General features: G+C 63.6%; 11 protein-coding genes. 8 read left to right on the top strand and 3 right to left on the bottom strand.

All coding sequences use genetic code 11. The annotated features are described in order from the left end of the window. Positions 1 to 37: 37 nt before the first annotated feature. The 3 genes from ACXWUF_RS10840 to ACXWUF_RS10850 form a co-directional block, all read right to left on the bottom strand. The gene (locus ACXWUF_RS10840; protein ID WP_458494693.1) at positions 38 to 940 is read right to left on the bottom strand and encodes an NAD(P)/FAD-dependent oxidoreductase; all 903 of its coding nucleotides are present in this window, start codon (positions 938 to 940) and stop codon (positions 38 to 40) included. Positions 941 to 1087: 147 nt separating this feature from the next. After that, positions 1088 to 1399 carry a hypothetical protein gene (locus ACXWUF_RS10845; protein WP_458494694.1) on the bottom strand — a complete coding sequence of 104 codons (312 nt, stop codon included), beginning with the start codon at positions 1397 to 1399 and terminating at the stop codon, positions 1088 to 1090. A gap of 28 nt (positions 1400 to 1427) precedes the next feature. Beyond that, positions 1428 to 2429, bottom strand: a complete 1002-nt coding sequence (locus ACXWUF_RS10850) for a GGDEF domain-containing protein (RefSeq protein ID WP_458494695.1) — start codon at positions 2427 to 2429, stop codon at positions 1428 to 1430. Positions 2430 to 2643: 214 nt separating this feature from the next. Here ACXWUF_RS10850 and ACXWUF_RS10855 point away from each other — a divergent pair, with 214 nt between their 5' ends. From ACXWUF_RS10855 to ACXWUF_RS10890, 8 genes are all read left to right on the top strand, one after another. Beyond that, the gene (locus tag ACXWUF_RS10855) at positions 2644 to 5139 is read left to right on the top strand and encodes an ABC transporter permease (RefSeq protein ID WP_458494696.1); all 2496 of its coding nucleotides are present in this window, start codon (positions 2644 to 2646) and stop codon (positions 5137 to 5139) included. 254 nt (positions 5140 to 5393) lie between these two features. Further along, on the top strand, positions 5394 to 6797 hold the full coding sequence (locus ACXWUF_RS10860; RefSeq protein ID WP_458494697.1) for a caspase family protein: 1404 nt from the start codon (positions 5394 to 5396) through the stop codon (positions 6795 to 6797). 74 nt (positions 6798 to 6871) lie between these two features. Then, positions 6872 to 8512 (top strand): SUMF1/EgtB/PvdO family nonheme iron enzyme, encoded by a 1641-nt coding sequence (locus tag ACXWUF_RS10865; protein ID WP_458494698.1) that lies wholly within the window; start codon positions 6872 to 6874, stop codon positions 8510 to 8512. Between the two features lie 172 nt (positions 8513 to 8684). Continuing rightward, positions 8685 to 8948, top strand: coding sequence for a FitA-like ribbon-helix-helix domain-containing protein (locus tag ACXWUF_RS10870; RefSeq protein ID WP_458494699.1), 264 nt, complete (start codon positions 8685 to 8687; stop codon positions 8946 to 8948). Between the two features lie 3 nt (positions 8949 to 8951). Then, complete coding sequence (locus tag ACXWUF_RS10875; protein WP_458494700.1) at positions 8952 to 9362, top strand: PIN domain-containing protein; 411 nt, start codon at positions 8952 to 8954, stop codon at positions 9360 to 9362. A 185-nt stretch (positions 9363 to 9547) separates the two neighbouring features. Then, the gene (locus ACXWUF_RS10880; protein ID WP_458494701.1) at positions 9548 to 9787 is read left to right on the top strand and encodes a type II toxin-antitoxin system Phd/YefM family antitoxin; all 240 of its coding nucleotides are present in this window, start codon (positions 9548 to 9550) and stop codon (positions 9785 to 9787) included. Then, positions 9784 to 10170 carry a type II toxin-antitoxin system VapC family toxin gene (locus ACXWUF_RS10885; RefSeq protein ID WP_458494702.1) on the top strand — a complete coding sequence of 129 codons (387 nt, stop codon included), beginning with the start codon at positions 9784 to 9786 and terminating at the stop codon, positions 10168 to 10170. The genes ACXWUF_RS10880 and ACXWUF_RS10885 overlap by 4 nt, the downstream gene beginning before the upstream one ends. 120 nt (positions 10171 to 10290) lie before the next feature. Continuing rightward, a partial coding sequence (locus ACXWUF_RS10890) for a caspase family protein (protein WP_458494703.1) occupies positions 10291 to 11436 on the top strand: 1146 nt, incomplete at its 3' end.

Genomic DNA, 11436 nt, shown 5'->3' on the forward strand with positions numbered 1-11436 from the left:
CCCCCGCTCCCACATTCCACGCATCCTTTTAACGCGCCTACAGGCTGTTATGAATGGTCGTCGCCGCGATGGCCGCCTGCCCCGTGGCGACGCTGATTTGATTGAGGGAGCAAACCACATCCCCGGCGGCATACAGGCCGGGAACGCGGGTCCGCTGATGGTCATCCACCCGCAGATGCCCCTTCCCATCGCATTCCGCGCCCAAGGGCAAAGCCAGCCCCGACCTCACATTGGAGCCGAGCGCCGAATACACGGTATCGAAACAATGCCGCCCTCCTCCGGCGGTGCGCAGGGCGCTGATTTTTCCGCCCGCCATGTCTACCCCCACCAATGGCGCTTCGATCACGCGGATACCCGCCGCGCTCAAAATGGTCATATCCTCGGCATTCAGCGCCATCGGCTCGCCCAGCGTCAGCAAGGTCAAATCGTCGGTATAGCGCCGCAAAAACAGCGCCTCGCCCAGCCCGCCCTTGCCGAAGCCGATGACCGCGACCTTTTGGCCGATGACTTCGTAAGCATCGCACACCGGGCAGTGACGGACGTAACCGCCGCGGATGGCATCCGTGAGATTCGGCAAGGCCGGCTCGATGTCCACCACGCCGGTCGCCAGGATGACGGTTCGGGCCTGAATTCGCCGGTTCCCGTCATAAGCGGTGAAGCCTTCGCCCTCCCGTTTTTCCAGGCGCTCGACCGCGCCAGCCACAATGTCGGCCCCGTAACGCCGCGCCTGGGCGCGGAGACGGGCCAGCAACTCATCGCCGGTGATGCCGTCGGGAAAGCCGGGGTAGTTGTGGGAGAGGGGAATCAGCGAGGCCCGGCTGGCGCCCGCGTCGATCACTTGGAAGCTCCGGCGGAACCGCGCCAGGTAGATGGCCGCCGTCAATCCGGCGGGTCCGGCGCCGATAATGAGGCAATCGAGGGGGGTGCCGTCCGTGTCCATGAATTCATTTCCGTGGTTGGCTGACTGCGCGGTTCCAACGGGCCGCATTCCCTGTTGAGACCGGCCCGGCGGCGAGGCCGTTCCCCCGGCGGCGGTTCCGTGGAAGCGCCTTTTTAGGCGCGATTAAACGGTGGTTGTCAGGGAAGGCTAGTCCCGGCCAAGGCCGCTCCCGCAGTGGATAGAATATTCCCGCTCGTTGCGCCGCCACTGCGACCGGCCATAGAGAAACCCGACGAAAGTCCAAGTGACGGCGGCCAGTAGCAGGCGGAATAGCCAATTCCCTTCCAGGCTCAGCACGCCGCCGAAATGGGAGTATTGAAACACCGCCAGGGAGAAGCAGAACATGAACCCGCCCCAGCGCAGCACGCCATAGGCCCACACGAAATGCCGCTCGCCCCGGACGCGGATTTTTTCCCACTCGGCGAGGCGTTCCGGGGACCAGCTTGGGTTTCTTTGCATGAGGGCGTCCTTTTATAAGTAGCGCGACTTACCGCTCGTGCTGAGGTATCGAAGCAGGAGCGGTCAGTTGCCCCGCCACCGCCAATTCCACCCGGTTGCGGCCATTCCGCTTGGCCCGGTACAAAGCCTCGTCGGCGGCTTCGATCAATTGCGGGAGGTTGAATCCCGGTGCCAGCGCGGCCAAGCCGCAGGAAATGGTGACGGTGTCGGACGTCCTGCCTTCGGCCAAGATCAGCACCGCCTCGGCCACGGCGGCACGCAGCCGCTCGGCGACCGTGCGCCCCTCCTCCAAACCGGTGCCGGGCAGCAGGATGACAAACTCTTCGCCGCCATACCGGGCAATCAGGTCGTCGGGCCGCAGGTGGGAGGCCAGCAGGCGGGCGACTTCCCGCAGCACCGTGTCCCCGCCCAAATGACCATAGGTGTCGTTGTAACGCTTGAAATGGTCTAAATCCACCATCACCAAACACAACGGGCAGCCGTCCAAGTGGCAGCGGTTCAGGACCATGGGGTAATACTCTTCCAGCCAGCGCCGACTCCTGAGGCCGGTCAGGGCGTCGATATTGGCGGCTTGCTCCAGTTTGAGGCTGCGGCTCTGGGCATTGAGCAACCGCAGCTTATCGTCGCGGGAACGGCGGGACAGGATGTAGAGCAGGTTCCGGGCGACGCCATGGCACTGATCCACCAGCGCCCACAGCACATCGTGATGGACCACCAGCACTTCCGCGCCCTTCGCCGCCGTGACCAGGGCCGTGGCGCCCTTGCCGTCGATCAAGGAAAGCTCTCCGGCGCAATCGCCCGGCCCCAGCACGGCGTGCGGCGGCTGGGTTGGGCTGCTGACATAAACCCGCAATTCGCCCGTCAGGACGATGTAAAGATTGAGATTGGACTTGCCCGGCTCAAGCAGCACCTCGCCCTCGACGAGTTGGCGGTGGGGGCAATCTTCCAGCAAAGTCCGAAGGCTATTGAAATCGACGTTCTGGAACAGCGTGCTGAATTCCAGGGAAGTCAAACAATCGGGCGTGGGCACGGGGGTTGTCCTTGGTGGTGATCCAGTCTCTTGCGCGCCTTGAAATTTTGTCCGGCGCACCAGCGGATTATAGCTGGCTGCTTTCTAATGTCGGAGAATCGGCGCGATGCCTCGACCACTCAGCGGATAGGGCGGAGGGATAACATCCCTTGGAAGGATGTTGTCCCTTTTTTCCCTCACAACTTGAACCCCGTACATGCCAGGTAACTATCCCATGGGCAACCTCCTCAAACTCGCCTTCAAACTCGCCGCCCGCGATTGGCGCAGCGGCGAACTGACCATCCTCGTGGCCGCGCTGTGCATCGCCGTGGCCGCGTCCACCGCCGTGAGCCTCCTGGGCGACCGGCTGACCCGCACCATGAACCTGCAAGCGGCGGAGTTCCTGGGCGCGGACCTGTCCGTCAACGGCCACCAGCCACCGCCTCACGAATGGTTCGACCAAGCGCGGACGCTGGGGCTGCAAACCTCCCAAACCTCGGAATTTTCCAGCGTGCTGGTGGAAGGCGACGAACTGCTGCTGGTGGGCGTCAAGGCCGTGACGGCGGGCTATCCCCTGCGCGGCGCGGTCAAAACCACCGTCGGCGACCTCGCGGCGGACGCCGAAACCCACGCCATCCCCGCCCCCGGCGAAGCCTGGGTGGAACCGCGTGTGTTGTCGTCCCTGGGCATGCCATTGGGCGGGGAAATCACCGTCGGGGAAAAGCCGCTGCGCGTCACCCAGCTCGTCACCCACGAGCCAGACCGGCGCGGCGATTTATACAGCCTGTCGCCACGGGTCATGATGAACGAGGCGGACTTGGAGGCCACCCACGTCATCCAGCCCGGCAGCCATGTGCATTATTACGCGCTGTTCGCCGGGCCGGAAAAGCCCCTGCTGGAACTCAAGCGCTGGATTAAGCCACACATCCAGCCCGGCCAGCGCATCACCGACATCCACGAGGACCGCCCCGAATTGGGCAACGCCCTGACCCGCGCCGAGCGCTATCTGGGATTGACCAGCATCGCCGTGGTGCTGATCGCGGGCGTCGCCATCGCCATGAGCGCCCGCCGCTACACCGAGCGGCATTTCGACATGACCGCCATGCTCAAATGCCTGGGCGCGCGGGAGCGGGAGGTGTTGGGGGTTTACCTGCTGCAATTCACGCTGATTGGACTGGCCGGGAGCGTGACTGGCTGCGCCATCGGCTACGGTTTGCAGGAGGGCGTGGTGTATTTCATCCGCGCCCTGCTGCCCCATTCGCTGGTGGAGCCGGGTCTGTTCGCCCTGCTGTTCGGCACCGGCACGGGCCTCTTGATCCTGTTCGGCTTCGCCCTGCCGCCGATTCTCCGGCTCAAGCGCTTGCCGCCGCTGCGGGTGCTGCGCCGCGATTTGGAACCCCTGCCCTCCTCCGCGTGGCTGGTGTACGGCGTCGCCACGCTGGCCCTCGCCGCCTTGCTGTGGCGCTATACCCAGGATTGGAAAATGACCGCCACCGTGCTGGCGATAGGCGGCGCGTCGGTGGCGCTGTTCAGCCTGCTGGGCCTGTCGCTGCTGAGTTTGGCCCGGCGGCTGGTGCCCCATGTGCCGCTGGCGGTGCGGTTCGGGCTGCAACACCTGACCCGTCGGCCCCGGCTGGGCGTGAGCCAAATCCTGGCCTTCGGCATCACCCTGGTGGCGATGCAGGTCAGCCTGTTGGTCCGCACCGAGCTATTGCAGGAATGGCAGCGGCAACTCCCCGAGGACACCCCCAACCATTTCGCCCTGAACCTGTTCGACGCCGATCTGGCGCGGTTCCGGGAATTCTTGAAGAACGAGGCCATCCCCAGCCAGCCCCTTTATCCCATCGTGCGGGGCCGCTTGGTCACGGTGAACGGGAAGGACGTGTTCCAGATCGTCTCCAAGGACTCGCGGGCGGAAGGCGCCATCAATCGGGAGTTGAGTCTGACTTGGAGCGACAAGCTGCCGCCGGACAACCGGCTCATCGAAGGACAATGGCGGGATAGCGACCATGGCGGCGGGTCGGCGGAGGTCTCGATAGAGAAGGAGTTGGCCGATAATCTGGGCGTGGTGCCGGGCGATAAATTGGGTTTCAGCATCGGCGGGCAGGATGTCGCTGCCACCGTGGTGAATACCCGCAGCGTGCGCTGGGACACCATGGCACCCAATTTCTTCATGATCTTCTCGCCCGGCGTGTTGGACGCCCACCCGCACACCTGGCTCACCAGCTTCTATCTGCCCTCCGGCCAGAAGCCCGCCCTGGCGCGGTTGTCGAAAGCCTTCCCCGGCGTGACGATTCTGGAAGTGGACCGGCTGTTGAAACAATTCCAATCCATCCTGCTGCAAGTCACGCGGGCGATTGAATTCGTGCTGGTGATGGCGTTGGCGGCGGGATTTACGTTGCTGTTCGCGGCGGTGCGGGCGACCTTGGACGAGCGGATTTACGAGGACGTGCTGCTACGCACCATGGGCGCCAGCCGGAAGCTGTTGCGGTTGGCGCAGTGGGTGGAATTTTCGGCGCTGGGGTTCCTGTCGGGGCTGCTGGCGGCGGGCATGGCCGAGGCGATTACGTGGATTCTGTACAGCCGGGTGTTTAATCTGGACTGGCATTTCCATTGGGAAAGCTGGCTGGTCACGCCGCTGCTGGGGGCTTTGGCCATCGGGCTGGCGGGCTATTGGAATACCCGGCCCGTGGTGCGGAATAGCCCGATGCGGGTGCTGCGGGAGTTGTGAAATAAAGGATTGTAGGATGGGGGAAGCGCTCGCGGAACCCAACCTACGGGCTAATTCCCCCCTGTGCAAAAGTCCAGGGAAGATTTCCAGGAGGATTGAGGCTCTCTAAGAAGCCAAGAAATCCCCCTCGATACGGCTGATGAAGCTTCTTGCTAGCCAGTAAAACGTAAGCGCCTGTTTTTAGGGAGTTTCGCGCTAACGTCAATAGAGCCTAAAATTCCCTCACCACAATAACGATGAAGCAGGGGCGTCCCATGAAATCTTACACGCGGCTATGGGGAACACTGGTCATGCTGGGGCTGGCGGTCATGCCACCGCCGGGCAGGGCGGACACCCACGCCTTGATCATGGGCATCGGCCACTACGCCGATCCCAAGAGTCGCCTCCCCGGCATTGACAAGGACCGGGATCGTGCCCGAACCATCGCCCGCCACCTGGGCGTGAAGGACAGCCGCATCACCGAACTCGGCGACAGCCAATTGACCCTGGCCGGCACGCGCCGGGCCTTCGATGATTTGTTGGGCAAGGTGGGCGAGGACGATGCCGTGTTCGTGTACTACTCCGGCCACGGCTCCCGCCGCATGGTGGGCCAGAGCTGCGCCGAATCGCTGGTCACCTATGATGGCAAGCCCTTTACCGACCAGGAATTGGAAGGGAAACTGCGGCAACTGTCGGAAAAATCCCGCAAGCTCGTCGTCTTCCTGGACGCCTGTTTTTCCGGAGGCGCCACCCGCGCCCGCTCGCGGGCCTATGAGCCCAAGGCCGTGGAAGGCGATGCAAAGCCGGTGCCCAAATATCTGCCCGGCGACGATTGCAGCCAGCCGGTGAACGCCACCCGCGATTACAGGGTATTGCAGTCGAAATGGGGGGTGGCGGTGGACAATTTCATCCATGTTGCCGCCGCCCGTGACGATGAGGTTTCATTCGCCACTGACGGGGGAAGCCTAGCAACCCAGGCTTGGCTGCGATGCCTCGAAGAAGGCGTCCCGGACAGCGATGGCAGCGGCGGTCTCACGGCGAAGGAAATCCAGCATTGCGCTCAGGCCAATCTCGACCGCCAGGCGGACTTTTTGGCCCCCGACAAACCCGATCACATCACCCTCATCGGCAACCGCGACACGGTGCTGAATCTCAGCGATAACCTTATCCCGGACCCCGCGCCCGCGCCGCCCGATGCCAAGGCCGCCTTGCAGGACATCTACCACAGCCGCGACGCCCGGCGGCGGGTCGAGGTTCAGTTGGCCCAGGACAGCGTGCGGATTAACCAGGACTGGCTGAGCTTCCGGGTCACTTCGGCGGAATCCGGCTATGTGTCTGTGCTGATGGTCGGCTCGGACGGCACCACCTTCGACGTGCTGTTTCCCAACCGGGAGGACCGGGACAACCACATCGCCGCCGGGCAGACCTTGGACCTGCCCCGCCCGAATTGGCGGCTCCGGGCGGCGGGCCCGGCCGGGGTGGATCACTTGCTGGTTCTGGTCAGCCCGGAGCCGCGTGATTTCTCCGGCTTAATCACCACCCAGGCCGATCCTTTCGGCAGCATCGCCACCACGCGCCAATCCACCAGCGGCGTGCAAAGCACGGCGGGCGCGGCGGGCTGCGCCGGGTCGGCCTGCGACTATGGCGCGGCGCTGGTTCAAGTTCGGGAAACGCCCTGAGTGTAGGGTGGGCATGTACTCATGCCCACCAAATGGGTCTGGTCAAAAAACTCAATGAGTCGAGGAAAAACAATATGAACAACAAATGTTTCCTGTGGGGCTTGGGCGTATGCCTCCCGCTGATCCTGGCCGGTTGCCAAATGCCCAAGGCTGGCGTGGTGACGGCGCGGGGTCAGGGTGCCGCCTCGGACGAGCGCAATTTCGTGGTGGAGCCGGTCGCCGCCACGGGGCGCAAACTGGCCCTGGTCATCGGCAATGACGATTACCCGGAAGCCCCGTTGAAAAACCCACTCAACGACGCCCGCGACATGGCCCGCGCCCTGATTGGCCTGGGTTTTGAGATTGTCGGCGGAAAGGCCCAGCCCAACCTGAAGCTGGAGGAGATGAATAAAGTCGTGCGCGACTTCGGCGACTCGTTGAAGCCGGGGATGGTGGGGCTGTTTTACTTCGCTGGCCACGGGATGCAGGTCAACAACCGGAACTACCTGATTCCGGTGGGTTCCGGCATCCGGCGGGACGACGAGGTACCGTTCCGCGCCTTCGATGCCAATCAGGTCTTGGCGAAGATGGACAGCGCCCATAACGGGCTGAACCTGATGATTCTGGACGCCTGCCGAAATAATCCCTTCGAGCGCAGTTTCCGCTCCGACACGGCGGGGCTGGCGTCGATGAAGGCGCCCGCCGGGACGTTGATTCTGTATGCCGCCAAACCTGATACGAAATCCAAGGATAGCGATGCGAGCGGGCGGAATGGCTTATACACCGGCACTTTGTTGAAGCATCTCGGCACGCCCGGCTTGACGGTCGAGGATATGCACAAGAAGGTGGCGCGGGAGGTGATTAGTCTTTCGGGGCAGGATCAAACGCCTTGGCAGGAGGGCATGTTGCTGGGGGAGGGGGATTTTTGTTTTGCGGGGTGTGTGGCGGAAGGGCCGACGCCTACGCCCGTGCCCGTACCCGCTCCGATACCCCGCCCACAGCCCGCCCCCACGCCAGCGCCGCGCCCCGAACCCGCCCCCTACACGCCGCCGCCCGCGCCTGCTAAATGCGACTACTGCCCGGAGATGGTCCGCCTTCCGGGCGGGGAATTCATGATGGGATCGGACGCCAGCGACCCGGAGGCGGGCAGCGACGAAAAGCCCCGCCACCGGGTACGGGTGGCGGCGTTTTCGCTGGGCAAATACGAGGTGACGCAAGGCCAGTGGCGGGCGGTCATGGGCAGCAATCCTTCAGCTTTCAAGGATTGTGGCGACGACTGCCCGGTGGAAAGCATCAGCTTTGACTATGTGCAAACCTATATCACCAAGCTCAATCGGCTAACGGGTGGGCGCTATCGGCTGCCAATCGAGGCCGAATGGGAATATGCCTGCCGGGTGGGCGGCAGCCAGCGCTACTGCGGGGCCGACAGTCCGGGGCCGGTGGCTTGGTACTATGAGAATTCGGGCAGCAAAACCCACCCGGTCGGGCAGAAGCTGAGGAATAGCTGGGGACTATACGACATGAGCGGCAATGTGTGGGAATGGACCTGCTCGGCGTACACGGAGCAGGGCTATGACGGGAGTGAGTCGGTATGCACAAATAATGCCACTGCCCGCCGGGTGGTTCGCGGCGGTTCCTGGCTCAACGGTCCTACTGACGTGCGTTCCGCCGACCGCTACAGGTACGATCCAGACTTCCGCTTCCTCTACCTGGGTTTTCGGCTTGCCCAGGACTAATTTCCTGTATTCTTTGGTCTTTTTCCTTTTTTCTTCTTTTCTTTCAGCGGGGTTCCAAGGGGCGGCAGCCCCTTGGGCGATTTTTTTTTCGGTTCCTATCGCGTCAGGCAAGATGCGGCCCCGCCCGCTTGCTATCCTAAGCGCTTTCAATTTGCTTTCAGAAGGTGAACGCATGGCCAGCATGAGCATTCGGGGGCTGGATGACCAAGCCCTGGCACACTTGAAACACCAGGCAGAACAGGAGGGCAGCAGCTTGAACAGCCTAGTGCTGCGGCTTCTGCGGCAAGGCGCGGCGCTCCCCAACCCGGCGGGGGAACGTTTATGCCAATACGATGATCTCGACGCCTTGGCGGGCACCTGGAGCGACGCAGACGCCGAAGCTTTTGAGCGCCATGTCGCGGCCTTCGCGGAAACCGACCCGGCCTTATGGGCCTAATCCATGCGCCCCATCCTGCTCGACACCAACGCCTACACCGCCCTCAAGCGCGGCGATCCGACCGTCGTGGCGGTCGTGCAGCACGCCCCCAGCCTGTTGCTGTGCGCCACCGTGCTGGGTGAATTGCTGGCCGGATTCGCCGCCGGCCAAAAGGAAGCGGTCAATCGGGCCGAATTGACCCGGTTTCTCGCCTCCCCCAGGGTCAGTCTGATCCCCGTGACCGCCGCGACCGCCGACCTCTATGGGGTGGTGTATGCCGCCTTACGCCGCAAGGGTCGGCCCATTCCCACCAACGATTTGTGGATCGCCGCCAGCAGCCTGGAACACGGCGCCGCCCTGCTGAGCCTGGACGCCCATTTCCAGGCCATCGACGGCTTACGGGTGGGGACGTGTCTCGAAGATTTCATTCCATGATGTTTAAACCGCTGCGGCGCGGCGATGCCGCCGCCTCTTAGGCGATTTTCGGAAACTGACCCCATAACCGACACCAAGCCCACAGCCATTGGCGATAGCCATAACCCGCCGCCATCGTCCCCGCTATCCGTCCCCCAAACGCCCGCGCTATACTGCCTGACCAACCCACTTGGTCAAGTCCGCCCATGAGCACCTACACCGTTTACAACGCCAAAACCCACCTGTCCCAGTTGATCGAGCAAGCCTGCTCGGGCCAGGAAGTCATCATCGCCCGTGGCAAGCAACCGCTGGTCAAGCTCGTGCCACTGCAAGCCCCCGGCCAGGGCCGCCAATTCGGCGCGATGCGGGGCCGGGCGACGGTGGGCGAGGCGTTTTTCGAGCCCTTGCCGGACGACGAACTCCGCGCCTGGGAAGACCCCGCATGAAGGCGCTGCTGGACACCCACGCCCTGCTGTGGTGGCTGGATGGCGACGAAAGTCTGTCCCCCACCGCCCGTGCGTGGATCGCCGCCCCGGATCATATCGTGCTGGTCAGCGCCGCCTCGGCCTGGGAAATCGCCACCAAGGTACGGATCGGCAAATTGCCGGGCGCGGTGGAGGTCGCCGCCCGCTACCATGAGTGCCTCGCCGAGCAGGGCTTCACGCCGCTCGCCATCAGCACCGACCATGCCCTGCGGGCGGGTGGCCTGCCGGGACCGCACCGCGACCCTTTCGACCGCATGTTGATCGCCCAGGCCCAAGCCGAGAACGTCTGGCTCATCAGCAACGAAACCCTGTTCGATGACTATGGCGTGCGCCGTCTGTGGTGAAGCACCTTTTCTTCCCCAGCACGGCGTATCTATTTTGAAATAGAATCGGATGGCAATGATTTAACCCGGCTTTCCGCCTCGCCCCGGATCGAGGCTGTTTCATAAAACGCAGGCACACCCATGAAAACAACAATCCTGCTCGCGTCGATCCTCGCCACCGGCCTTTTAACCGCGTGCCAAACCTCGCCCCTCACCTCCCTGCGCGGCGGCACCCCACCGCCGGGCGGCATCCGCAATCTGCAAGTGGTCTCCGCCCAGACCGAAGGCAAGCGCATCGCCTTGGTGGTCGGCAACAGCGGCTACCGCCATATCTCCACACTCCCCAATCCCGCCAACGACGCCCAACTGATGGCCGACACCCTGCGCCGGGCGGGCTTTGAACTGGTCGGCGGCAAGGCTCAGCTTGATTTGGACAAGGCCCACTTTGAAAAGGCCATCCAAGCCTTTGGCACCCAGCTTGGGGCGGGCAGCGTGGCGCTGTTTTACTACGCCGGGCACGGGGTGCAGGTGGATTCGGAAAACTGGCTGGTTCCGGTCAGCGCCGCTGCCGCGAAGAAAGCGGATGTGGATTTTCAGATGGTCAATGCCAAGCTGGTGTTGAAGCAGATGGAGAACGCGGGCAGTCGGCTGAATCTGGTGATTCTGGACGCCTGCCGCAACAATCCCTTCCCGGCACTCAAGCGGATGGCGGGCGGCGGTTTGTCAGGGATGAAAGCCCCGGAAGGTACGTTGATCGCCTATGCCACCGAGCCTGACGATGTTGCCGCCGATGGCGAGGGCGATCACAGCCCTTACACGACGGCCTTGGCGAAGACGCTGCTGCAACCGGGCTTGCCGTTGCTGGAGGCGTTCAATCAAGTGGGGGTGCAGGTCAAGCAAGCCACGGGCGGCAACCAAAAGCCGTGGATTTCCAACTCGCCCATCGAGGGCGCGTTTTACTTTCTGCCCGGTGAATCTCCCAAGCCCGGCCCCGAGATAAACCCGCAGCAGGCCGAGCAACGGTTCTGGGATGACATGAAGGACAGCACCGACCCGGCGGATTTCCGCACCTATCTGGGCCAGGATCCGCAGGGGCTACATGCCGGGCTGGCCCGCAATCGGCTGGCGCGGTTGGAAACACCCGCGCCGCCACCTACCCCAGCGCCCCGCCCGCAGCCAGCCCCGGCACCCACGCCAGCGCCGCGCCCCGAACCCGCCCCCTACACGCCGCCGCCCGCGCCTGCTAAATGCGACTACTGCCCGGAGATGGTCCGCCTTCCGGGCGGG

Source organism: Methylomagnum sp., assembly GCF_054333355.1.